This window comes from Streptomyces sp. DH24, assembly GCF_029813775.1.
Classification (GTDB): domain Bacteria; phylum Actinomycetota; class Actinomycetes; order Streptomycetales; family Streptomycetaceae; genus Streptomyces.
In genome coordinates this window covers 100823-124409 of the sequence record NZ_JARVKW010000021.1, presented here as the reverse complement: position 1 = coordinate 124409, position 23587 = coordinate 100823, and the positions used below count along the sequence as shown (strand labels likewise).

Here is a 23587-nt window from a genome sequence, read left to right as displayed (position 1 = left end):
ACGCCGCCCCGACCGTCCAGCCTCCCCACGCCGCTGCGGTGCACCCGCGCCAGGGCGCCGCCCAGACCTACCGGCCCCAGGAACGCACCGACGCCTCAACCGCCTCGTACACCGCGCAGGCCCACCAGGCACCGGTACCGGCGCCCCACGCGGTACCGGGGCACCGCGCCACGCGCGCCCGGCGTCCCGGACCACCGGCCAAGGTCGCCGTGCCCCTCCTGCTCCTGGCGCTGGCCTGCTACGCCGTCGGCTTCTGGGCCCTGGCCCGCATCTGACCCCGGTACGCGGCGCGACGGCGCGACCAACGGGACCGGCCGCCCTGGGCCCGGTCGGCGGGGCCGGCCCCGGGCCCGGTCCGCGAAGTGGCGCGCCTGCCGCGCTCCGGGCGCGGCTCGCGGCGCGACCAATGGGACCGGCCACCCTTGGGTCCGGTCCGCGAGGTGGCGCGCCTGCCGCGCGCCGGGCGACGACGCCGCTCCGCGGACACGGCCTAGCCGACGGCCCTCCGACGCGCCACGGCCGTCCACACTCCGAGCCCCACGAGCAGGGCGCTTCCGGTGCCGATGCCGCTGGCGGCGAGTGCCGTCATCGCGAGGTCGTCGTCCGCGGTGCCGCCCTCGGCCGCGGCCTCCCGGTCCTCTTCCGTCACGTCGAACAGGCCCCGCGGTTCCGGCTCCCCCACGTAGTCGGGCCCGGCCTGAGCGGCGCCGCTCACCCGCACGCGCAGCGTCAGCGCGAACGGCCCCTCACCGAAGCCGTCGGCCACCTCCTGCGCGAGGTGCACCACGAGGTAGTAGGAGCCGGCGAACCGCACGGTGTTCACCTGCTCGGTGGGTGCGTACCGGTTGGCGTACCCGACCGGCGGCAGCGGGGCGAGGCTGGTCGCCTCCTGGGTGCCGTCGTAGCCGACGCTGGTGTTCTGCACCTGGCCGCGGGCCGGGTTGTAGAGCGACAGGTCCAGGGCGCTGACGGCGTAGCCGCCTCCCCCGTTCGCGCCGCCCAGCTCGGCGGTGGCGGACAACTGCTGTCCCCAGTCCACCGGCACCTTGTAGAACAGCGTCCCGCCGGGCGCGATGTCGGCGCGCCAGACGCCCTGTCCGACGGGGGCGGCCGTCTCGAATCCCGCGCCGCCCGGACGGCGTTCGGCCCGGCCGTCGACGGGCTCGGGCGAGGCGGAGTCCCAGGCGCCGGGCGGACTCGTCGCGCCGGCCTTCGCCGGGCGCGGCTCGGACGCGACGGTGAGCTCCAGTTCCCAGGTGCCGGGTGAGGTGTCCGCCGGTTCGACGCGCTCGACGGAGACGTAGTAGGTGCCGGCCTCCTGGCACAGGGCCTTGCCCGGGGAGATCTCGCGCATGCCCCAGGCGGCGATCGGATGCGGGCTGCGGGCGGCGCCGAAGCCTGCGGTGTCGAAGGAACAGGACCGGCCCTCGGTGTCCTGCACGGCCACCTTGATCCCGTCGACACTGGCGACCGTGCTGCCCACACGGGGCACGGCGGTGGCGGAGACGTACGTACTGGTGACGTCGTCGAGCTCAAGACGGTAGTGGACCTTGCCGCCACTGGGCAGGGAGCTGCGGTACGTCGTGCCGGGCACGAGGCGCTCGGCGTCCGCGGTGCCGTCCGCGCCGTCGACCCGCCGGGCGCCGTCGGCGAAGTCGTACCCGCTCCCGGGGCCGGCCGCAAGCGCTGCGGGGACGGGCAGCACGGCGGACGCGCACAGCACCGCGGCGACGGCACCCACCGAGGCGACGCGCCGGACGACCGGGATACGCACCCTGCCCCCGGCCCGGGCGACCGGCACGCGTCCCGGCGTACGTCCCGGAGCACGACGACCGCGCCACGCCCCCGCGCGCCACCACCCCGCCGCACGCCGACCCATCACTCGCCACCCCACCCCTCGTCGTCACCGGACCGGAGACCGTGGCCCATCCTGCCCCGCACGGCCTCAGGCCGTCCGCGCATTCCGTACGGCCGCCCAGAACGCCCGCCGCCGCCCCCGGACACACAAAACCCCGACCGCTACGACGGCCGGGGTCTGTTCAGGACCGAAAGTCGGTGCTCACGAACCCGTGGGCACGGAGTCAGTCGCCTCCGTCCACAGATCCTGCTCGGCGCGATCCGCCTGGATCTGGCGGTACACGAGGAGCCCGCCGATGGCGGCCAGTGCGACCAGGAGAAGCTTCTTCACCGCGCGACCTCGTCTTTCCTTGACGTAGGGGACTTCTGGCGCCCGACTATACACACCGACCGATACCGATCGGTGACCTGCGTCGGCCCTCAACTCCCGCCCGGCGCACAGCAGAAGGAGGGGAGGACTCCGCTCCGATCGGAGGGTGATCACACCTCAACGGACGGTGACATTTGTGCGCTTTCCTCCCCAGTCTCCTCTCTTTCCACCCTCTTGCACCCATCCGAGTGGTGTTCATCTGAACATCGCCGCGCCACGGGCGGAGGTCCACCACTTCGCGACGCTCATACACATCATGAGGAAAGTACGCAAATCGCCCAACCCGAAAGTGAGGGGTTATGGCCCGGACCAAGGTCATGAAGCTGTGGACCGCCATCGTCACCGCCTTCCTCGCGCTGTTCGCGGCGCTCGGTCTCGCCACCACGAACGCCTCGGCGGCCGTACAGCAGACCGAGACCTCGCGCAACAGCGACAGTGAGCACGGCACCGACCGGAGCGCTCTCCAGCCGGCGGCACGAACGACGTCCCCCTGGATCCATGCCGGCGCCCTGCCCCCCACGATGAAGCAGCGCATCCGCGCCGAGGCCCACGGCAAGTCCCCCAGCTGCCGCCACCGCCCGGAAGCGTCCGCCGCGGCCACGAGCTCCTGCACTCCCGGTACGGCCTCCGAGGAACCCCTCGCCAGGGAGATCCCCCTGCAACGCTGATCCCCGGCACGTCCCGCACGTGCCGCACCAGCCCTCCCTTTGACACGACCCAGCAGTTCCGGCGCTTTGCGTACAGCACCGCCCATGACACGACACGAAGACCCGACGGCTGACGACAGCCGTCGGGCCTTCGTGCTGCCGGCGTTTCCCGCCGCGCACGGTCACGGCATGGTCGTGAGCCAGCGGTGGAGGGCCTCATGCACGGTGACCGGGAGGTCGCTGAGTCGCTCGATGGCCTGGGTCGCCCGGCGAGGGAGCGATCCCGGCCGCGGTCAGGGCGGCGTGCAGGTCGAGCCGGCGCAGGTCCCTGGGGTCGATACGGCTCGGCAGACGGTCGATCGGATTGGGCGGGGGAAGCAGGAAGTCGTCCTCGGCTGCGTCATCGCGCGTCAGGTCGGCAGCAGGTGGGGCAGTCATCGTGTGCATACCGCTCTCCTTCGTGTGGTGGATGCCGTCCTTGGTCTCAACAGAGGCCGAGGAGAACCCCAGCGGTTGCACGGCCGCGCTCGAATCACGCGATGGATGCAATCCGACGTCTTATCGCAACAGTCCGACGAGGCAGCCGCACACAGGCCGCACCGACGGGGCCGGCACCGCTGCCCACGCGCACACGATGCTCCGGCGTCATCGTCCTTGTTGTCGTCACCCTGCGCTTGGCTCTGGACGGTGTGACTCGATCACGCCGGATGCCGTGGTCTCCGTGACCGGGATCCGGGCCGACCGTCCCGGTGTCGCCGTGGCCGGTGACGCTGCGGCTTTTGATGTCAGCCGTGGATGTCAAAGACCCCCAGCCGTTACCGACTGGGGGTCTTTTCGCTGGTGGGGCTAACAGGATTTGAACCTGTGGCCTCATCCTTATCAGGGATGCGCTCTAACCAACTGAGCTATAGCCCCGCCGCGCTCTGCGGTGTGTGTCCCGCGCGCTGACTCCTGAAGATTAGCGCACGAGGTGGGCAGTCCCAAAATCGGTTGTCCGGGGACCGCCCGCCCCTGTCACTCGTCCTCGGCCAGCGTCAGTTCCACGCCGCCCACGAAGCCCGCGGAGAGGTTGTAGATGAACGCGCCGAGCGTCGCGAGAGCCGTCGCGAGGACGACGTCGATGACCGCGATGATCGTCGAGAACAGCAGCACGTTGGGCAGGGACAGGAACGACTGCAGGTCGAAGCCGTTCGACTCGTTCGAGCCGGTCGCCTCGGAGATCGTGCCGCCGACCGTCGAGAAGACGCCCATCGCGTCCATGACCATCCACAGCACCGCGGCCGCGACGATCGTGCAGATGCCGAGGGCGATGGAGAGCAGGAAGCTGACCTTCATCACCGACCACGGGTCGGCCTTCGCCACCCGCAGGCGGGCCTTGCGGACCCGGGGAGTGGTGCGCGCGCCGGTGCGCGGACGGCGGACCGCCCCGGGCTGGCCGCCCTGCGCCGGGTAGGCCTGCGGCGGGTGGTACGGGCCGCTCTGCTGCTGCGGCTGCCGCTCGCCGGGGAGCGGCGACGCGGGCTGCGCGGCGGTCTCCTGGCGGCCCGCCGGCTGCGGCTGGGCCCCCGCAGCGGCCGGGCCCGCGCCAGCCGCGTAGTGCTGGGCCTGCGGGCCTCGGGTGTCCGTCACAGTTCCCCCCTGGGATCCATGCGTGTCGGGCGCGTGCGTGCCGGGCGCGGGGGACTTGATCGCCTTCAGCTGAGTGGTGTGCGAGTCCTGTGGCTGCGCGGTGGAGCCACGGCCGCCGCCGTCCGTCCCCGTACTGGTACCGGCCGGTCCGGCGCCCGTGGCTCCGCTCACGCTGACTCACTCCTCGTCCTACTCGGCCGAGGGCGCCTCGCCCTCGTCCGTACCGCCGGCGGTGGCGTCCTGCGCGGACTCGTCGACGACCACGTCGCCGTCGACTTCCTCCGCCTCGCGCCCCGCCTCGGCGTTGCGTGCGACACCGACCACGGCATCGCGCTTGCCCAGATTGATCAGTTGGACGCCCATGGTGTCACGGCCCGTCTCCCTGATCTCGTTGACTCGCGTACGAATCACACCGCCGGACAGCGTGATGGCGAGGATCTCGTCGGTCTCCTCGACCACCAGCGCGCCGACGAGCGAGCCGCGGTCCTCGACGATCTTGGCGGCCTTGATGCCGAGGCCGCCGCGACCCTGGACGCGGTACTCGTCGACGGCGGTCCGCTTCGCGTACCCACCGTCAGTGGCAGTGAACACGAACGTACCGGGTCGGACGACATTCATCGAGAGCAGCTCGTCGCTCTCACGGAAACTCATGCCCTTGACGCCGGAGGTCGCGCGGCCCATGGGACGCAGCGTGTCGTCCGTGGCGGTGAACCTGATCGACTGCGCCTTCTTGCTGATCAGCAGCAGATCGTCGTCGGACGAGACCAGCTCGGCTCCGATCAGCTCGTCGTCGCTGCCGTCCTCCCGCTCCCGGAGGTTGATGGCGATCACGCCGCCGGAGCGCGGGGAGTCGTAGTCCTTCAGCGGCGTCTTCTTCACCAGGCCGCCCTTGGTCGCCAGGACCAGGTACGGCGCGGCGTCGTAGTCGCGGATCGCGAGGATCTCGGCGATGGCCTCGTCCGGCTGGAAGGCGAGCAGGTTCGCCACGTGCTGCCCGCGCGCGTCACGGCCGGCGTCGGGGAGCTCGTAGGCCTTGGCGCGGTACACGCGGCCCTTGTTCGTGAAGAACAGCAGCCAGTGGTGCGTGGTGGACACGAAGAAGTGGTCGACGATGTCGTCTTCCTTCAGCTTCGCGCCGCGCACGCCCTTGCCGCCGCGCTTCTGGGCGCGGTAGTCGTCGGTCTTGGTGCGCTTGATGTAGCCGCCGCGCGTGACCGTCACGACGATGTCCTCTTCGGCGATCAGGTCCTCGATGGACATGTCGCCCTCGTACGGGATCAGCTTGGTCTTGCGGTCGTCGCCGAACTTCTCGACGATCGCGGCCAGTTCCGCGCTGACGATGCCCCGCTGGCGGACGGGCGAGGACAGGATCTCGTTGTACTCGGTGATCTTCGCCTGGAGTTCGTCGTGCTCCTGGACGATCTTCTGGCGCTCCAGGGCGGCCAGTCGGCGCAGCTGCATCTCCAGGATGGCGTTGGCCTGGATCTCGTCGATCTCCAGGAGGCTCATCAGGCCCCCGCGCGCGATCTCGACGGTGTCGCTGCGCCGGATCAGCGCGATGACCTCGTCGATGGCGTCCAGGGCCTTCAGCAGACCGCGCAGGATGTGCGCCCGCTCCTCGGCCTTGCGCAGCCGGAAGCGCGTACGGCGGACGATGACCTCGATCTGGTGCGTCACCCAGTGGCGGATGAACGCGTCGAGCGAGAGCGTGCGCGGCACGCCGTCGACCAGCGCCAGCATGTTGGCGCCGAAGTTCGTCTGCAGGTCGGTGTGCTTGTAGAGGTTGTTCAGCACGACCTTGGCGACCGCGTCCCGCTTCAGGACGATGACCAGGCGCTGGCCCGTGCGGGACGACGTCTCGTCGCGGACGTCGGCGATGCCGCCGATCTTGCCGTCCTTCACCAGGTCGGCGATCTTCTGCGCGAGGTTGTCGGGGTTGGTCTGGTACGGCAGCTCCGTGACCACCAGGCACTGGCGGTTCTGGATCTCCTCGACCTCGACGACCGCGCGCATCGTGATGGAGCCGCGGCCGGTGCGGTACGCCTCCTCGATGCCCCGGCGGCCGACGACGAGCGCGCCGGTCGGGAAGTCCGGGCCCTTGATGCGCTCGATGAGCGCGTCGAGCAGCTCCTCGTGCGAGGCCTCGGGGTGCTCCAGGTACCACTGGGCGCCGGCGGCGACCTCGCGCAGGTTGTGCGGCGGGATGTTGGTCGCCATGCCGACCGCGATGCCGGCGGAGCCGTTGATCAGCAGGTTCGGGAAGCGGGCCGGCAGGACGGTCGGCTCCTGGGAGCGGCCGTCGTAGTTGTCCGTGAAGTCGACGGTCTCCTCGTCGATGTCACGGACCATCTCCATCGACAGCGGCGCCATCTTGCACTCGGTGTACCGCATGGCCGCCGCCGGGTCGTTGCCCGGCGAGCCGAAGTTGCCGTTGGAGTCGACCAGCGGCATCCGCATCGACCACGGCTGCGCGAGGCGGACCAGCGCGTCGTAGATCGAGGAGTCGCCGTGGGGGTGGTAGTTGCCCATGACGTCGCCGACGACGCGGGCGCACTTGTAGAAGCCGCGCTCGGGACGGTAGCCGCCGTCGTACATCGCGTACAGCACGCGGCGGTGCACGGGCTTCAGGCCGTCGCGGACGTCGGGCAGCGCACGCGAGACGATGACGGACATCGCGTAGTCGAGGTACGAGCGCTGCATCTCCGTCTCGAGCCCGACGGGCTCGACGCGCATGGCCAGGGCGTCACCCTCGGGCGTCGTCACAGGAGTGTTCTCGTCGGTCATTGCTGGTGAAAATCCTTCCTGGTGCGGTCAGCTGAGACCGACTCAGATGTCGAGGAAGCGGACGTCCTTGGCGTTGCGCTGGATGAACGCGCGGCGTGCCTCGACGTCCTCGCCCATCAGGACCGAGAACAGGTCGTCGGCCTGGGCGGCGTCGTCGAGGGTGACCTGGCCGAGGACGCGGTGCTCCTGGTCCATGGTCGTGATGCGCAGTTCCTCGGCGTTCATCTCACCGAGACCCTTGAAGCGCTGGACCGAGTCCTCGCGGATGCGCTTGCCGGCGTTGCGGCCCATCTCGATCAGCGCGTCGCGCTCGCGGTCGGAGTACGCGTACTCGAAGTCGTCCTTGCCCCACTTGATCTTGTAGAGCGGCGGGCGGGACAGGTACACGTGGCCGGCCTCGACCAGCGGCCGCATGAAGCGGAACAGGAAGGTCAGCAGCAGGGTGTTGATGTGCTGGCCGTCGACGTCGGCGTCCGCCATCAGGATGATCTTGTGATAGCGGAGCTTCTCGATGTCGAAGTCCTCGTGCACGCCCGTGCCGAACGCGGAGATCATCGCCTGGATCTCCTGGTTCTGCAGGATGCGGTCGATGCGCGCCTTCTCGACGTTGAGGATCTTGCCGCGGATCGGGAGGATCGCCTGGTACTGCGGGTTGCGGCCGGACTTGGCCGAGCCGCCGGCGGAGTCGCCCTCGACGATGAAGATCTCGCACTTGTGCGGGTCGTTCGACTGGCAGTCGGACAGCTTGCCCGGCAGGGACGCCGACTCCAGCAGGCCCTTGCGGCGGGTCAGGTCGCGCGCCTTGCGGGCCGCCACGCGCGCGGTGGCCGCCTGGATGCCCTTGCGGACGATGTCCGCGGCCTCGTTCGGGTTGCGGTCGAGCCAGTCGTTGAGGTGCTCGTAGACGACCTTCTGGACGAACGTCTTCGCCTCGGTGTTGCCCAGCTTGGTCTTGGTCTGGCCCTCGAACTGCGGCTCGCCCAGCTTGACCGAGATGATCGCGGTCAGACCCTCGCGGATGTCGTCGCCCGTGAGGTTGTCGTCCTTCTCGCGCAGCAGCTTCTTCTCGCGCGCGTACTTGTTGATCAGGTTGGTGAGCGCCGAGCGGAAGCCCTCTTCGTGCGTGCCGCCCTCGTGCGTGTGGATGGTGTTGGCGAAGGAGTACACGCCCTCGCTGTAGCCGTTGTTCCACTGCATCGCGACTTCGAGGGAGAGCAGCCGGTCCCTGTCCTCGGCCTCGATGTCGATGACGGAGGGGTGCACCAGCTCTCCCTTGCGGGAGTTCAGGTACTTCACGAAGTCGACGATGCCGCCCTCGTAGTGGTACGTGACGGTCTTGACCTCGTCCTTCTCGTCCGCACCGGCCTCGTCGGCACCGGTCACGGCCTTGGCGGACTCGCGCTCGTCGGTGAGCTTGATCGTCAGGCCCTTGTTGAGGAACGCCATCTCCTGGAAACGCCGCGCCAGCGTCTCGAAGGAGTACTCGGTGGTCTCGAAGATGTCCGGGTCGGCCCAGAAGGTGACCGTCGTGCCGGAGTCCTCGACCGCCTCGTGCTTCGCGAGCGGGGCGGTCGGCACGCCCATCTTGTAGTCCTGCGTCCAGCGGAAGCCGTCGCGCTTGATCTCGACGGAAACCTTGGTCGACAGGGCGTTCACGACGGAGACGCCGACGCCGTGCAGACCGCCGGAGACCGCGTAGCCGCCGCCGCCGAACTTGCCGCCCGCGTGCAGCACCGTCAGGACGACCTCGACGGCCGGCTTCTTCTCGACCGGGTGCATGTCCACCGGGATGCCGCGGCCGTTGTCGACGACCCGGACGCCGCCGTCCGCGAGGATCGTCACGTCGATCGTGTCCGCGTGGCCGGCCAGCGCCTCGTCGACGGAGTTGTCGACGACCTCCTGCACGAGGTGGTGCAGTCCTCGCTCACCGGTCGAACCGATGTACATGCCGGGTCGCTTGCGGACCGCGTCCAGACCCTCGAGGACGGTGATGGCACTGGCGTCGTACGAAACCGCGGCCTCGCCGTTCGAGGAGCTCGCCGCGTCGTTCACGCCGGTGTCGGTGGACGGGATGTTCTCGTTGGGGTTGCCGGAATCGGCCACGAAGCGCCCTTTCTGGCACAGCACGAGCCAGGCTCCTCTGGGTGCCCCCTCCGGGGGAGGGTTGCCGGAGCGGCTGCGGCATGTTGCGTTGGTAAGCCTTGATCAGCGTTGCTCAGCTTTTCCCGGACGGTCCCCACGATTGGGGCGGGATTGCCTTCCAGTCTACCGGTAGCACTGACACCGATGGGGGTTTGCCGGTCCCTGAGTCCTCATGTGCCGCCCTGAACCGGACTCGCCCGACTCCCGATATGTGGATGGGGGCTCCAAGAGGCTCACAACGGCACTCAGCGCTTCCGGGTGTCAACCCTTGGCTACTTGGAAGTCAGGTCGGCACGCGCAACCGCGTGCGACGGCACTCCGGAGGCCGCCGGGAGGGGTGGAAAGGCCCGTTCAGCGGCCTTCTGTGTGATCTCTGTCACCCATAGGTGTCGCCGGGTCCCGTGCTGCCCGGGGCGCGCAGAGGACCGTAGCGACGGGCACTGCCGCCGGGGCCGTTGACCTTGATCAGACGCACCGTTCCGTGGCCGAGATCCTCGTTGAGCCGGGCCACCAGCGTCGGGGCGAGCAGCCGCAGGTTCGTCGCCCAGGCCGTGGAGTCGCACCGCACGACCAGGACCCGCTCGTCCTCGTCGTACCGCTCCGGTACGCAGTGCTTGGCGACGTCCTCGCCGACGATCTGCGGCCAGCGGCCCATCACGCCGCCCACCGCGGCCGGTGCCTCCCAGCCCCGCTCGGTGATCAGCCGGTTGATGGCCGCGCCGAGCGCCATCGGATCGCGGCCATCGGCGCGCGCGCCGGAGCGCAGACCGCCGCGCCGCGCCTGCTTCTTCTGCCGCGCCGCGTCGCCACGCGCGCGTGCCGCCTCCTTCGCCGCCCGCAGCGCCACGCGCGCGAGGTCGACGCCGGACGGCTCGGCTGCCTTCGCCGGGGCGCTCCCGGGCTTGCTTCCGGGAGCTCCGGCCGCGTTCTCGGGCGGGCTCCCCGGGAGGTTCTCGCTCATACGCGCTCCACGGTCCCCTCGGCCACCGCGAACCGCGCCCCCGCCAGTACGTGCGGAACGTCGTCGTCGACCGCGGCGGTCACCAGCACCTGCTCGCCGGGCGCGACCAGTTCGGCGAGGCGCTCGCGGCGGCGGGTGTCCAGCTCGGCGAACACGTCGTCCAGGACGAGCACCGGCTCGTTGCCCTCGGCGCGCAGCAGGTCGTAGGAGGCCAGCCGCAGGGCGAGCGCGTAGGACCAGGACTCGCCGTGCGAGGCGTAGCCCTTCGCGGGCAGCTGGCCGAGCTTGAGCAGCAGGTCGTCCCGGTGCGGGCCGACCAGCGTGACGCCCCGCTCGATCTCCTGCTTGCGCGCCTCGGCGAGCGCCGCCATGAGCTGCTCGTAGAGGTCGTCACGCGTGTGTGCCTCGCCCGGGGCGGACGGCTTGTACTCCAGGGCGACCGGGCCGCCGCCGGGGGCCAGTTGCTCGTACGCCTTGTCGGCGAGCGGCTGGATCGTGGCGATCAGGTCGAGACGCTGGGCGAGCAGTTCGGCGCCCGCGCGGGCCAGGTGCTGGTCCCAGACGTCGAGGGTGGACAGGTCCATGGTGCGACCGCCGTGCCGGCGGGCCAGCGCGGCCGACTTCAGCAGGGTGTTGCGCTGCCTGAGGACGCGGTCGTAGTCGGAGCGGACGCCCGCCATACGCGGTGAGCGGGCCGTGATCAGCTCGTCGAGGAAGCGGCGGCGCTCACCGGGGTCGCCCTTGACCAGGGCGAGGTCCTCGGGCGCGAACAGCACGGTCCGTACGATGCCGAGCACGTCGCGCGGTCTGACCTGCGTGGACCGGTTGATGCGGGCGCGGTTGGCGCGGCCCGGGTTCAGCTCCAGCTCGACCAGTTGGTGCCGCTCGCCCTGCCGGACCTGGGCGCGGATGATCGCGCGGTCGGCGCCCATGCGGACCAGCGGCGCGTCGGAGGAGACGCGGTGGCTGCCGAGGGTGGCGAGATAGCCGACCGCCTCGACGAGGTTCGTCTTGCCTTGACCGTTGGGCCCGACGAACGCGGTCACGCCCGGGTCGAGCGGGACCTCGACCCGGGGGTAGGAACGGAAGTCGGCCAGCGACAGATGCGTGACGTGCATGATCGTTCGCCGACCTCCCCCAGAACCTCTAGGTGACTGCTTGCTGTGCCCCGGCCGGTGGCAGCTGGGCTGCCGGGCCGGCCGGGGACCGTGGACTACTTCTTCTCGACCGCGTGGCCGCCGAACTGGTTGCGCAGCGCCGCGATCATCTTCATCTGCGGCGAGTCGTCCTGCCGGGAGGCGAACCGCGCGAAGAGGGAGGCGGTGATCGCGGGCAGCGGCACCGCGTTGTCGATCGCGGCCTCCACGGTCCAGCGTCCCTCGCCGGAGTCCTGTGCGTAGCCCCGGAGCTTGTCGAGGTGCTCGTCCTCGTCGAGGGCGTTGACCGCGAGGTCGAGCAGCCAGGAGCGGATGACGGTGCCCTCCTGCCAGGAGCGGAAGACCTCCCGGACGTCGGTCACGGAGTCGACCTTCTCCAGCAGTTCCCAGCCCTCGGCGTAGGCCTGCATCATGGCGTACTCGATGCCGTTGTGGACCATCTTGGCGAAGTGCCCGGCGCCGACCTTGCCGGCGTGCACCGAGCCGAAGTCGCCCTCCGGCTTGAGCGCGTCGAAGACCGGCTGCACCTTGGCGACGTTCTCCGCGTCGCCGCCGTACATCAGCGCGTAGCCGTTCTCCAGGCCCCAGACGCCGCCGGAGACGCCGCAGTCGACGAAGCCGATGCCCTTGGCGGCCAGCTCCCCGGCGTGCTTCTCGTCGTCGGTCCAGCGGGAGTTGCCGCCGTCCACGACCACGTCGCCGGGCTCCAGCAGCTCCGCGAGCTCGTCGATCGTGGACTGGGTGGCCTCGCCGGCGGGGACCATCACCCAGACCACGCGCGGGCCCTTGAGCTTGCCCACAAGCTCTTCGAGGCTGTGGACATCGGCGAGGTCCGGGTTGCGGTCGTATCCGACGACGGTGTGGCCCGCGCGGCGGATCCGCTCGCGCATGTTGCCGCCCATCTTGCCGAGGCCGACGAGACCGAGCTCCATCAGTTGCGTCCTTAAGGTGTGCGAGGTGGCGTTACGGCACTTCCGTACCTGTGTCCGAGCCTAAACCCGGACGGTGACGCACACCTGTGGGCATACGCGCTCATACGTACGCCCCGACCTGCGGCTTCGCCCGGTGGGCCCGGTTGTCCACCGGCCCGGGGGCGCTGTGGACAACCGGCCGGGACCGTCGTCAGCCGCTGAGGCGCACCGGCATGATCAGGTACTTGTAGGCCTCGTCCGCCTCGGCGTCCAGCGCTGGCTTGCCGCTCAGCAGCGCGGGCTTCGTGGACGTCGTGAACGACAGCTGGGCCACCGGCGAGTCGATCGCGCTCAGGCCGTCCAGCAGGAAGGTCGGGTTGAAGGCGATCGAGATGTCGTCGCCCTCCAGCTGGGCGTCGACCCTTTCCACAGCCTGTGCGTCGTCACTGGAGCCGGCCTCCAGGATGAGCACGCCCTGCTCGAAGCTGAGCCGCACCGGGGTGTTGCGCTCGGCGACGAGGGACACGCGCTTGACGGCCTCCACGAAGGGCGCGGTCTCGATGACGGCGACGCTGTTGAACTCCGTCGGGAACAGCGTGCGGTACTTCGGGAGGTCGCCCTCCAGCAGACGCGTCGTCGTGCGGCGGCCGGCGCCCTCGAAACCGATCAGGCCCTCACCGGCGCCCGAGCCGGACAGCGCAAGGGTCACCTGGTCGCCGCTGGTCAGCGCCTTGGCCGTGTCCAGCAGGGTCTTGGCGGGCACCAGGGCGACCGCGGACGCCTCCGGGTTCTCCGGCTTCCACAGGAACTCGCGGACCGCGAAGCGGTAGCGGTCGGTGGACGCCAGCGTCACCGTGTCGCCCTCGATCTCGATGCGGACACCGGTGAGGACGGGGAGCGTGTCGTCGCGGCCGGCGGCGATGGCGACCTGCTGCACGGCCGACGCGAAGACCTCGCCCGGGACCGTGCCCGTCGCGTTCGGCATCTGGGGCAGGGCCGGGTACTCCTCCACAGGGAGGGTGTGGAGTGTGAACCGCGAGGAGCCGCACACCACCGTCGCCCGTACACCGTCTGTGGAAATCTCCACCGGCCGGTTGGGGAGGGCGCGCGAGATGTCGGCGAGCAGGCGGCCGGAGACGAGCACCGTGCCGTCCTCCTCGACCTCCGCCTCCACGGACACCCGCGCCGAGACCTCGTAGTCGAAGCTGGACAGGCTCAGCGCCCCGTCCTCGGCCTTCAGGAGCAGGCCGGCGAGGACAGGCGCCGGCGGACGGGCCGGGAGGCTGCGCGCCGCCCAGGCCACTGCCTCCGCGAGTACGTCGCGTTCCACCCGGATCTTCACCTAAGCCGCCTCCTGCTGTTGCCGGCGTTCTCGCCCTGCTTCGCCTTCGTCGTCTGTCTCGGTGTCGTCGTCTCCTGTGACGGGAAGGACACCGGGGACCAGTCTGACGCACCGCACTGACAGTAGGTGCCCCTCGGGGTCAAGTCGTACCGACGGGCAGCCGGGCTCGAGACGGCGAGTTGTGCACAGGACCCGCTTCGAAACGAATTCCTGGCTCTCTATGGTCGGGAGTAGTAGTAGGGCCTGTGGATACCGTGGATAACCACGTTTTCCCAGCTCAGGGCCACAATTTTGTCCACGGGTCCTGTGGGCGGCGGCGGTGGACAACCAGGGGTTTCTGTGGAGAACGGAAAGTTCTGCACACCCCGTGCACAGGACCGGGCGAGTTCTCCCCAGTGCCGTCCCCAGCTTTACCCACCTTTCCCACAGCCCAACCCGGCACCTTTGTGTGACGCCTTTCACTCGACCCGGTGAGGAGACGCGTCGCGTTGCCGAACAGTGGACAGGCATGTGGAGAAGCCCGCGATCACTGGGGACAACCGGCCCCGGCCTGTGGGTTGCCCGTGGACAACTCCGTGCACAGCCTGTGGACCAACTCTTCGTCCACAAGCTGTGGAGATCGTCCGTCCACCAATCCACAGGCGGTTGACCTGGCCTGATGATCTTTCACCACCGTGCCCTGTGGACAGGATCGGGACAACTTCCCGGTCCCCAGCATGTGGACGCGAGAAAGTCGCCGAGACTGTGGAGGGAGACCGTAACCCGGCGGCTAATCGAACAGGGGGTCACGGCGTCGAGACCCGAGCGGGCGCGGCAGGGGCAGCGCGACGGCGACCGGAGGGGGTCTCGGCGACGGCCGGAGGACGTTCCGGCGGCTGTCAGGGACGTCCCGTGGGTGCCAGGGGCGCCCGGCAGGTGTCATGGAGCGTCCAGTGGCCGTCATGGTGGCCGTCGGGCTGGTGCCCGGGCCGGTCGCCCGGGCCAGGCAGCCAGGGGTGCCGTCACGGCGGCGGGATCGCGCGGTACGGGAAAGGCGCCCCCGGATCTCCTCCAGGGGCGCCTTCAAAGGCATAACTCCGCGGCCGTCAGCCCGCCTTGATGCGGTTCGTCAGCTCCGTCACCTGGTTGTAGATGGAACGGCGCTCGGCCATCAGATTGCGGATCTTGCGGTCGGCGTGCATGACCGTCGTGTGGTCCCGGCCGCCGAACAGCGCGCCGATCTTCGGCAGCGACAGGTCCGTCAGCTCGCGGCACAGGTACATGGCGATCTGGCGGGCCGTCACCAGCGCGCGCCCGCGCGAGGTGCCGCACAGGTCCTCGACCGTGAGGCCGAAGTAGTCGGCGGTCGCGCCCATGATGGCCGTGGACGTGATCTCCGGCGCCGAGTCCTCGCCGCCCGGCATCAGGTCCTTGAGGACGATCTCCGTCAGACCCAGGTCCACCGGCTGCCGGTTGAGCGACGCGAAGGCCGTCACCCGGATGAGCGCGCCCTCCAGCTCACGGATGTTCCGCGAGATCCGGGACGCGATGAACTCCAGCACCTCCGGCGGGGCGTTGAGCTGCTCCTGGACCGCCTTCTTCCGCAGGATCGCGATGCGCGTCTCCAGCTCGGGCGGCTGGACGTCGGTGATCAGGCCCCACTCGAAGCGGTTGCGCAGCCGGTCCTCCAGCGTGACCAGCTGCTTGGGCGGCCGGTCACTGCTGAGGACGATCTGCTTGTTCGCGTTGTGCAGGGTGTTGAACGTGTGGAAGAACTCCTCCTGCGTCGACTCCTTGTCCGCCAGGAACTGGATGTCGTCGACGAGCAGGATGTCCATCTCGCGGTACCGCTTGCGGAAGCTGTCGCCCTTGCCGTCCCGGATGGAGTTGATGAACTCGTTGGTGAACTCCTCCGAGCTCACGTACCGCACGCGCGTGCCCGGGTAGAGGCTGCGCGCGTAGTGCCCGATCGCGTGCAGCAGGTGCGTCTTGCCGAGCCCCGACTCCCCGTAGATGAACAGGGGGTTGTACGCCTTCGCCGGCGCCTCGGCGACGGCCACCGCCGCCGCGTGCGCGAACCGGTTGGAGGCGCCGATGACGAACGTGTCGAAGAGGTACTTCGGGTTCAGCCGCGCGGTCGGCTCGCCGGGGCCGGTCGCCGGCGCGGGCTGCGCGGCCAGCGGGCCGGGCGCGCCGGTGGTCGGCAGGTTCGGGCCGACGGGGCCGCCGCGGTGCACGTGCCCGGAGCCGGGCTGCGGCTCGGGCAGGTCGCGGCGGGCGTCGCGCTGGTCGTAGTCGCCGCGTGACTGCTCGTACTCGCCCCGCTGCCCGTCGTAGCCCCCGCGGTCCATCGGCTGCGGGCGGTACTCGTGCGACGGGGAGCCGTAGGAGTCCTGGGAGGACGGGCGGTATCCGTCCTGGGACGGCGCGCCGTAGGCGTCGTGGCCGGGAGGGCCGTAGTTGTCCTGCGAGGAACCGTACGAGTCCTGCGACGGCGACGCGTAGGGGTCGCGCTCGGGGAAGCCGAGCCGCTGCTGCTGCCAGCCGTAGTCGTCCTGCGAGGGCCGCGGCCAGGAGCCGGGCTCGGGGCGCTGGTACTCCGAGGGGTAAGCGGGCCGGGCGGTCGGCAGCTGGTCGCCGGACGGGCGCGGCTCGGCGCGGTGGCGGCCGTATCCCTGGTAGCCGTCGCGCTCGCGGCTGTCGCGGCCACCCTGGTCGTGGCCGTCGCCGCGGCTCTGGTCGTAGCCGTCCCGGCCCTGGCCGCCGCCGGAGGAGGGGAGCTCGGGCTCGTCGTAGCGCGGCTGCGGGCGGGCGGGTGCCGGCGCGGGCTCGCCGGCGGAGTCGTCGACGGTGATCGCGATGCGGATCGGCCGGCCGCACTCGCGGCTCAGCGTCTCGCTGACGACGGGCGCGAGGCGGCCCTCGAGCACGCCCTTCGCGAATTCGTTGGGGACGGCGAGCAGGGCGGTGTCGGCGACCAGCGCGAGCGGCTGGCAGCGCCGGATCCAGTGTTCGTCCTTCACCTCCACACCCTGGCCACGGCCCTCACCGAGTAGCTGCTCCAGTACGCGTGGCCACACTGCGGCAAGATCGGCAGGTACGTCAGCCACAGGGCACGCTCTCTCACGGGGTCCCTCGAACGTGTGGTTCGCGGGACGGGTCGGGATGTGATTCGGGAGGGTCGGCGGGGGCAAACCCGCTGGGGCAGGGGACAAGGGAACGAATCGGAGTCCAGTCACGGTAGTCAGGGCGGCGGCTACGGTTCAAGTTGTTGTCCCCAGGCTGTGGACAGTGTCTCGCAGTGACCCTTGGTTTGACCGAATGGCGTAGCCGCGCGTACCGTAACCAGGTCGAGTTGTCGATGGCTGCTGCCGCCTGCCTCCGATGGGCACAGATCACGCGGGTGATCGGTAAGCGGTGCACACGGGCGTAACGCGAGCTACTCGTGGGCGCACGGTGACAGCCAGGACGGCACCCGCAAAACATCGATTTCTTACTGGAGCCCCCGAGTGAGCAAGCGCACCTTCCAGCCGAACAACCGTCGTCGCGCGAAGACCCACGGCTTCCGGCTGCGTATGCGCACCCGTGCCGGCCGCGCGATTCTCGCGTCCCGCCGTAGCAAGGGTCGCGCCCGTCTGTCCGCCTGATCCCGGTCAGGTCATGACGTCGTGCTGCCCACCGAGAACCGGCTGAGGCGGCGCGAGGACTTCGCGACCGCGGTACGACGGGGTCGCAGGGCTGGCCGCCCGAGCCTCGTCGTCCATCTTCGTAGCGGTGCCACGGACCCGCACGCGCCTGGGGAGAGCGCTCCCCCGACGCGTGCGGGTTTCGTCGTGAGCAAGGCCGTGGGCGGCGCGGTGGTGCGCAACAAGGTGAAGCGCAGACTTCGTCATCTGATGCGCGATCGAGTCGACCTGTTTCCCCCCGGTAGCCTGGTAGTCGTACGAGCGCTGCCCGGTGCGGGTGACGCTGACCATGCACAGCTGGCCCGAGACCTGGACGCCGCCGTGGAGCGGCTGCTGGGAGGGGGCGCGCGATGAAGTACCCGCTGCTGGCTCTGATCAAGCTGTACCAGTGGACGATCAGTCCGCTGCTGGGGCCGGTCTGCAAGTACTACCCGTCGTGTTCCCACTACGGCTACACGGCCATCGACCGGCACGGTGCGATCAAGGGAACGGCCCTCACCGCCTGGCGCCTCCTGCGGTGCAATCCGTGGTCGCTCGGCGGGGTGGACCATGTTCCGCCGCGCAAGCGTCCGCGGTGGCACGAAATGCTGCGTGACGCCTGGCGGGCACGCAAGGGCGGGCACTCCGCCGCCGAACCGGCCACCGAGGGGCAGGCTCCCTCGAGCCCGGCCGCAGAGACCTCGTCCCATGCGCAAGGAGCATGATTAGTGGACACGATTGCCAGCCTCTTCAGCTTCATCACGACACCGGTCTCCTGGGTCATCGTCCAGTTCCACAAGGTGTACGGCGCCCTCTTCGGCGCTGACTCCGGGTGGGCCTGGGGCCTGTCGATCGTGTCCCTGGTGATCCTGATCCGCATCTGCCTGATCCCGCTGTTCGTGAAGCAGATCAAGGCGACGCGCGCCATGCAGACGCTCCAGCCGGAGATGAAGAAGATCCAGGAGCGCTACAAGAACGACAAACAGCGCCAGTCCGAAGAGATGATGAAGCTCTACAAGGAGACGGGCACCAACCCGCTCTCCTCGTGCCTTCCCATCCTGGCGCAGTCGCCGTTCTTCTTCGCTCTGTACCACGTGCTGAACAGCATCGCGTCGAACGACACCGTCGGCGTGATCAACGAGCGTCTGCTGGAGAGCGCGCAGAAGGCGCACATCGTCGGTGCCCCGCTGGCGGTGAAGTTCACGGACAGCTCGTCGAAGGTCGAGGCGCTCGGCTCCTCGCTCACCGACGTCCGGATCGTCACCGCGGTCATGATCATCCTGATGTCGCTGTCGCAGTTCTACACGCAGCGTCAGCTGATGACGAAGAACGTCGACACCACGGTGAAGACGCCCTTCATGCAGCAGCAGAAGATGCTGATGTACATCTTCCCGATCATGTTCGCCGTCTTCGGCATCAACTTCCCGGTCGGTGTCCTCGTCTACTGGCTGACCACCAACCTGTGGACCATGGGCCAGCAGATGTACGTCATCCACAACAACCCGACCCCGGGTTCCAAGGCCCAGGCCGCCTACCTGGACCGCCTCTACAAGCACGTCACGAACCACGGCAAGGTCCGCCGCCGCAGCGAGCGCGCCATCGTGAAGGCCATCGTCGCCAAGGGCCGCGACCGCAACGAGTTCGAGCGCAAGTTCATCAACGGCCTGAGCAAGGCGGGCCTGGCGGCCCAGCCCGACGGCAGCGTCGTGAAGAGCGAGGCCACGGCCGTCGCCGAGACCGAGGACGGTACGCCGGCCAGCGCCACGCCCAGGCGTCAGCAGCCCAAGCGGCAGACCAAGGCCCAGCGTCAGGCCGCGAAGGTGGCAGCCGAGGCCGAGACCAAGACGTCGCTGACCAAGTCCGAGAGCCCCGAGGACACCAAGCCCGCCCCCGCCGGCGGCGCGAAGAAGGCCGGATCCGGCGGCCGCAGCAAGGCCCAGTCCGGTCAGCGCAAGGGTCCGCAGCGGCCCAAGTCCCCGTCCAAGAAGTAAGAAGGAGTCCATCCCGTGACGGAAGGCACCACCTCCGCCGCTGCCGAGGGTGCAGACACCCTGTCCCGCCTGGAGCAAGAGGGCGAGATCGCGGCGGACTACCTGGAGGGTCTGCTCGACATCGCAGACCTCGACGGCGACATCGACATGGACGTCGAGGCCGACCGTGCCTCCGTCTCGATCATCAGCGACACGGGCAGCCGTGACCTGCAGAAGCTGGTCGGCCGGGACGGCGAGGTGCTGGAGGCGCTCCAGGAGCTCACGCGTCTGGCCGTGCACCGGGAAACCGGTGACCGCAGCCGGCTGATGCTGGACATCGGGGGCTACCGGGCCCGTAAGCGTGCCGAGCTCTCCGAGCTGGGAGCCAAGGCCGCCGCCGACGCCAAGAACAACGGCGAGCCCGTCAAGCTGGACCCCATGACGCCGTTCGAGCGCAAGGTCGTGCACGACGCGGTCAAGGCCGCCGGCCTGCGCAGCGAGTCCGAGGGCGAGGAGCCGCAGCGCTTCGTCGTCGTGCTTCCCGCCTGAACGGTCCCCTGTTCCTCCGGCCCCGTCTGTTGCGCAGGCGGGGCCGAACTTTGTCAGCCTGATAGTTCTGGTGGTTCTGGTGTCGGCGTCCACGCCGACGTCGTACGGAAGGACGGTCCCCCGTGACGGAGGCAGCGGAGCTTCCCCCTGTTCCCGAGCAGGCGCGTGAGGTGTTCGGCGATCGGTACGCCGACGCGGTCCGCTACGCGGAGCTGCTCGCCGAGGCAGGTGTGCAGCGAGGGCTCATCGGCCCACGCGAAGTGCCCCGCCTGTGGGAGCGGCACCTGCTGAACTGCGCGGTGCTCTCGGAGGTCGTGCCCGAGGCCGTGACGGTGTGCGATGTCGGCTCCGGTGCCGGCCTGCCCGGAATCCCTCTCGCGCTGGTCCGCGAGGACCTGAAGATCACGCTCCTGGAGCCGTTGTTGCGGCGCACGAACTTCCTCACCGAGGTCGTGGAACTGCTCGGCCTGGACCATGTGACCGTCGTGCGCGGTCGTGCCGAGGAGGTCATGGGCAAGCTCCCACCGGTCCATGTGGTTACGGCACGCGCCGTGGCGCCGCTGGACCGCCTGGCCACCTGGGGCATCCCGCTGCTGCGCCCGTACGGAGAGATGCTCGCGCTCAAGGGTGACACCGCCGAGGAGGAACTCAAGAGCGCGGCCACCGCACTGAGCAAGCTCGGTGCGGTGGAGACGTCGATCCTTCATGTCGGTGAGGGCGTGGTCGATCCGATGTCGACCGTCGTGCGGGTCGAGGTGGGCGAGAGTCCGGGCGGTGTGCGCTTCGCCGCCAAGCGGGCCAAGGCCGCCCGGACGGGGCGTGCGCGCCGCCGTCGCGGCTGACTTCCCTACTCCACACAAGCTGCCAAACCCATGTAATCCGGAGTGTCGCGGCAATCCGGTCTCGGCTGCTGTGCATCGTGTTTCACGTGAAACGTCGCTCACTGTTGCACGGCATCATCAGTCGAGGCCGCGCTGCGGCCGAACCCCGAGATCGGAAGCCTCTGGGATCCCTCGGATCCCGTGAGCAAAACTCCACTTCTGACGGCCTTCCGTCCCCCGTGGAGGTCACGGAGTTGTCCACAGAGGTGGATTTCTCCACAGAACGCCAGGCCTCACTGGTTCGCGACCCCGAAGGCATGGGAGGCTCTGTTCATCGCGAGCCTGAAGTCGAGGAGAGTGAATCCTTGCGGTCCGACGCCAACATCGCGGGACCGATGACCGATCCGGTCCCCGGTCCCCGTACCGAGTCGATGGGGGCGGATGTTTCACGTGAAACACCGCCTCCAATGGACGACACTCCCATCGGTCGTGCTGCCCAACTGGCGGTGGAGGCTCTGGGCCGCGCCGGCGAGGGCCTGCCGCGGCCCGAGCAGACCCGGGTCATCGTGGTCGCCAACCAGAAGGGCGGTGTGGGCAAGACGACGACGACCGTCAACCTTGCCGCATCGCTGGCTCTGCATGGCGGCCGTGTCCTGGTCATCGACCTCGACCCTCAGGGCAACGCGTCCACTGCCTTGGGTATCGACCACCACGCCGAAGTCCCGTCCATCTACGACGTGTTGATCGACAGCAAGCCGCTCTCGGAAGTCGTTCAGCCGGTCCCCGATGTCGAGGGACTCTTCTGCGCCCCTGCCACGATCGATCTCGCCGGTGCGGAGATCGAGCTGGTATCCCTGGTGGCGCGGGAGAGCCGGCTGGAGCGTGCGATCCAGGCGTACGAGCAGCCGCTGGACTACGTCCTCATCGACTGCCCGCCCTCGCTCGGTCTGCTCACGGTCAACGCGTTGGTCGCGGGCCAGGAGGTTCTCATTCCCATCCAGTGCGAGTACTACGCGCTGGAGGGCCTGGGGCAACTGCTACGCAACGTCGACTTGGTGCGGGGCCACCTCAACCCCACGCTGCATGTGTCGACCATCCTGCTCACCATGTACGACGGCCGGACGCGGCTCGCGTCCCAGGTCGCGGACGAGGTGCGCAACCACTTCGGCGACGAGGTACTGCGGACGAGCATCCCGCGCTCCGTCCGTATCTCCGAGGCGCCGAGCTACGGGCAGACGGTACTGACTTACGATCCTGGATCGAGCGGTGCCCTGTCCTATCTTGAGGCGGCACGAGAAATCGCGCTACGGGGCGCCGGCGTCAGCTATGACGCGTCGAACGCCCACGTCGGCGCACAGAATGATCCGAACCTGGTGGAGGGGATTCAGTGAGCGAGCGACGGAGGGGGTTGGGCCGTGGTCTTGGCGCGCTGATCCCTGCTGCCCCGACAGAGAAGACGGTGGCTCCGGCCGCGGCGGGGGGCGCCGCCTCCTCGTCGCCCGTCGGCGTACCGGTTCTGACGACCGAGCGTGGCGTGGCCGCGGCCAAGGTGGCGACGCTGCCTCAGCTACCTGTTTCACGTGAAACAGAGGAATCGCCGGCGAGCGTGGAGCTGCCTGCGGCTCCCATGGGCGCGCACTTCGCCGAGGTTCCGCTCGACGCCATCACGCCGAACCCACGCCAGCCGCGTGAGGTCTTCGACGAGGACGCGTTGCAGGAACTCGTGACCTCCATCAAGGAGGTCGGTCTCCTCCAGCCCGTCGTCGTACGGCAGATGGGGCCCGGGCGCTACGAGCTCATCATGGGCGAGCGTCGCTGGCGGGCCTGCCGTGAGGCCGGTCTGGAGGCGATCCCGGCGATCGTGCGGGCCACGGATGACGAGAAGCTCCTCCTGGACGCGCTGCTGGAGAACCTGCACCGGGCTCAGCTGAACCCGCTGGAAGAGGCAGCCGCCTACGACCAGTTGCTGAGGGACTTCAACTGCACGCACGACCAGCTGGCGGACCGCATCGGTCGTTCCCGCCCGCAGGTCTCCAACACCCTGCGTCTGCTGAAGCTGTCTCCGTCGGTTCAGCGTCGGGTGGCCGCCGGGGTGCTCTCCGCCGGTCATGCGCGTGCGCTGCTGTCCGTGGAGGACTCGGAGGAGCAGGACCGCCTCGCTCACCGGATCGTGGCCGAAGGGCTGTCGGTGCGGGCCGTCGAGGAGATCGTGACCCTCATGGGGTCCCGCCCGCAGAAGCCTCAGCGGGCCAAGGGACCGAGGGCCGGCGCTCGGGTCTCCCCGGCGCTGAGCGACCTCGCGACGCGGCTCTCCGACCGCTTCGAGACGCGGGTGAAGGTCGACCTGGGTCAGAAGAAGGGCAAGATCACCGTCGAGTTCGCCTCGATGGAGGATCTGGAGCGGATCCTCAGCTCGCTCGCTCCCGGTGAGGGACCGGTCCTGCAGAAGGGACTGGCGGAGGATGACTCGGAGGAGACGGAGTCCTGAGTCACCGGTCGGTGGAGCGGTGAATCCGCTCCACCGGCCGACAGGGCGGGCCGTGTCCGGTGTGTACCGGAAAGCGGCCCGCCTTTTGCTTTCTGTCGGTATCGACGGAAACGCATCGTGGATACGATGCGAACGGTATGGCGCATCCACCTGGCAGTACGTCTAGAGGGAGGCAGGGGCCATGCGAACGATGAGCCGCACCGGACTGGTGAGCGCCGGCCTGGGGCTCGGCGTGGTCGGCGGGTTCCTTGGCGGTCTGCTCAAGGAACGGAGTGCTCTGACGGCCGCCCGTGTGGCCGCGGGCGAAGGAAGCGA

The 23587-nt window shown here is 69.4% G+C and carries 19 protein-coding genes, 1 tRNA gene and 1 pseudogene; 10 read left to right on the top strand and 11 right to left on the bottom strand.

Annotated elements, in window-relative coordinates; translation table 11 throughout:
• A pseudogene (locus tag QC282_RS18835) lies at nt 1-275 on the top strand (serine/threonine protein kinase); the annotation flags it as partial.
• 215 nt (nt 276-490) lie between these two features.
• On the opposite strand, the gene QC282_RS18830 reads toward QC282_RS18835, so the two are convergent.
• Together QC282_RS18830 and QC282_RS18825 are read right to left on the bottom strand one after the other, a co-directional pair.
• Complete coding sequence (locus QC282_RS18830) at nt 491-1801, bottom strand: hypothetical protein (protein WP_279550636.1); 1311 nt, start codon at nt 1799-1801, stop codon at nt 491-493.
• Between the two features lie 258 nt (nt 1802-2059).
• Nucleotides 2060-2188: a DLW-39 family protein gene (locus tag QC282_RS18825; protein WP_003999697.1), complete on the bottom strand. Its 129-nt coding sequence runs from the start codon at nt 2186-2188 to the stop codon at nt 2060-2062.
• Between the two features lie 338 nt (nt 2189-2526).
• On the opposite strand from QC282_RS18825, the gene QC282_RS18820 reads away from it, so the two are divergent.
• Nucleotides 2527-2895, top strand: coding sequence for a DUF6344 domain-containing protein (locus tag QC282_RS18820; RefSeq protein ID WP_279550635.1), 369 nt, complete (start codon nt 2527-2529; stop codon nt 2893-2895).
• An 817-nt stretch (nt 2896-3712) separates the two neighbouring features.
• On the opposite strand, the gene QC282_RS18810 is transcribed toward QC282_RS18820, so the two are convergent.
• The 9 genes from QC282_RS18810 to dnaA form a co-directional block, all read right to left on the bottom strand.
• Nucleotides 3713-3789: transfer RNA gene (locus QC282_RS18810), tRNA-Ile, on the bottom strand.
• Between the two features lie 99 nt (nt 3790-3888).
• Nucleotides 3889-4674 carry a DUF3566 domain-containing protein gene (locus QC282_RS18805; protein ID WP_279550634.1) on the bottom strand — a complete coding sequence of 262 codons (786 nt, stop codon included), beginning with the start codon at nt 4672-4674 and terminating at the stop codon, nt 3889-3891.
• Nucleotides 4675-4692: 18 nt separating this feature from the next.
• The gene (gene gyrA, locus QC282_RS18800; RefSeq protein WP_279550633.1) at nt 4693-7287 is read right to left on the bottom strand and encodes a DNA gyrase subunit A; all 2595 of its coding nucleotides are present in this window, start codon (nt 7285-7287) and stop codon (nt 4693-4695) included.
• A gap of 42 nt (nt 7288-7329) precedes the next feature.
• Entirely contained in the window at nt 7330-9390 is a 2061-nt protein-coding gene (gyrB, locus tag QC282_RS18795) for a DNA topoisomerase (ATP-hydrolyzing) subunit B (RefSeq protein ID WP_279550644.1), read from the bottom strand.
• A gap of 415 nt (nt 9391-9805) precedes the next feature.
• Nucleotides 9806-10390: a DUF721 domain-containing protein gene (locus tag QC282_RS18790; RefSeq protein WP_279550632.1), complete on the bottom strand. Its 585-nt coding sequence runs from the start codon at nt 10388-10390 to the stop codon at nt 9806-9808.
• On the bottom strand, nt 10387-11508 hold the full coding sequence (recF, locus tag QC282_RS18785) for a DNA replication/repair protein RecF (protein ID WP_279550631.1): 1122 nt from the start codon (nt 11506-11508) through the stop codon (nt 10387-10389). Before recF ends, QC282_RS18790 begins: the two co-directional genes overlap by 4 nt.
• Before the next feature lie 95 nt (nt 11509-11603).
• A complete protein-coding gene (gnd, locus tag QC282_RS18780; RefSeq protein WP_279550630.1) occupies nt 11604-12479 on the bottom strand; it encodes a phosphogluconate dehydrogenase (NAD(+)-dependent, decarboxylating) in 876 nt (291 codons plus the stop codon).
• A gap of 190 nt (nt 12480-12669) precedes the next feature.
• Nucleotides 12670-13800, bottom strand: coding sequence for a DNA polymerase III subunit beta (gene dnaN / locus QC282_RS18775; protein WP_279550629.1), 1131 nt, complete (start codon nt 13798-13800; stop codon nt 12670-12672).
• Nucleotides 13801-14885: 1085 nt separating this feature from the next.
• Entirely contained in the window at nt 14886-16889 is a 2004-nt protein-coding gene (gene dnaA / locus QC282_RS18770; RefSeq protein ID WP_279550628.1) for a chromosomal replication initiator protein DnaA, read from the bottom strand.
• A gap of 399 nt (nt 16890-17288) precedes the next feature.
• On the opposite strand from dnaA, the gene rpmH reads away from it, so the two are divergent.
• From rpmH to QC282_RS18730, 8 genes are all read left to right on the top strand, one after another.
• A complete protein-coding gene (gene rpmH / locus QC282_RS18765; RefSeq protein ID WP_003956500.1) occupies nt 17289-17426 on the top strand; it encodes a 50S ribosomal protein L34 in 138 nt (45 codons plus the stop codon).
• Between the two features lie 21 nt (nt 17427-17447).
• Nucleotides 17448-17819 carry a ribonuclease P protein component gene (gene rnpA / locus QC282_RS18760; protein WP_279550627.1) on the top strand — a complete coding sequence of 124 codons (372 nt, stop codon included), beginning with the start codon at nt 17448-17450 and terminating at the stop codon, nt 17817-17819.
• Nucleotides 17816-18169 carry a membrane protein insertion efficiency factor YidD gene (gene yidD / locus QC282_RS18755; RefSeq protein ID WP_279550626.1) on the top strand — a complete coding sequence of 118 codons (354 nt, stop codon included), beginning with the start codon at nt 17816-17818 and terminating at the stop codon, nt 18167-18169. The genes rnpA and yidD overlap by 4 nt, the downstream gene beginning before the upstream one ends.
• Nucleotides 18170-18172: 3 nt before the next feature.
• Nucleotides 18173-19435 carry a membrane protein insertase YidC gene (gene yidC, locus QC282_RS18750; RefSeq protein ID WP_279550625.1) on the top strand — a complete coding sequence of 421 codons (1263 nt, stop codon included), beginning with the start codon at nt 18173-18175 and terminating at the stop codon, nt 19433-19435.
• 15 nt (nt 19436-19450) lie between these two features.
• On the top strand, nt 19451-19963 hold the full coding sequence (locus tag QC282_RS18745; protein ID WP_279550624.1) for a R3H domain-containing nucleic acid-binding protein: 513 nt from the start codon (nt 19451-19453) through the stop codon (nt 19961-19963).
• Between the two features lie 122 nt (nt 19964-20085).
• A complete protein-coding gene (gene rsmG, locus QC282_RS18740) occupies nt 20086-20805 on the top strand; it encodes a 16S rRNA (guanine(527)-N(7))-methyltransferase RsmG (protein WP_279550623.1) in 720 nt (239 codons plus the stop codon).
• A gap of 296 nt (nt 20806-21101) precedes the next feature.
• Nucleotides 21102-22175, top strand: coding sequence for a ParA family protein (locus QC282_RS18735; protein WP_279550643.1), 1074 nt, complete (start codon nt 21102-21104; stop codon nt 22173-22175).
• Complete coding sequence (locus tag QC282_RS18730; RefSeq protein ID WP_279550622.1) at nt 22172-23272, top strand: ParB/RepB/Spo0J family partition protein; 1101 nt, start codon at nt 22172-22174, stop codon at nt 23270-23272. The genes QC282_RS18735 and QC282_RS18730 overlap by 4 nt, the downstream gene beginning before the upstream one ends.
• The last annotated feature ends 315 nt before the right edge of the window (nt 23273-23587 follow it).

Bases quoted from the DNA above. Each gene is read 5' to 3' on its own strand.
- gyrA (WP_279550633.1), bottom strand. From the start codon at position 7,287: ATGACCGACGAGAACACTCCTGTGACGACGCCCGAGGGTGACGCCCTG.
- yidD (WP_279550626.1), top strand. From the start codon at position 17,816: ATGAAGTACCCGCTGCTGGCTCTGATCAAGCTGTACCAGTGGACGATC.
- QC282_RS18735 (WP_279550643.1), top strand. From the start codon at position 21,102: ATGGGAGGCTCTGTTCATCGCGAGCCTGAAGTCGAGGAGAGTGAATCC.
- QC282_RS18820 (WP_279550635.1), top strand. From the start codon at position 2,527: ATGGCCCGGACCAAGGTCATGAAGCTGTGGACCGCCATCGTCACCGCC.
- recF (WP_279550631.1), bottom strand. From the start codon at position 11,508: ATGCACGTCACGCATCTGTCGCTGGCCGACTTCCGTTCCTACCCCCGG.
- gnd (WP_279550630.1), bottom strand. From the start codon at position 12,479: ATGGAGCTCGGTCTCGTCGGCCTCGGCAAGATGGGCGGCAACATGCGC.
- QC282_RS18790 (WP_279550632.1), bottom strand. From the start codon at position 10,390: ATGAGCGAGAACCTCCCGGGGAGCCCGCCCGAGAACGCGGCCGGAGCT.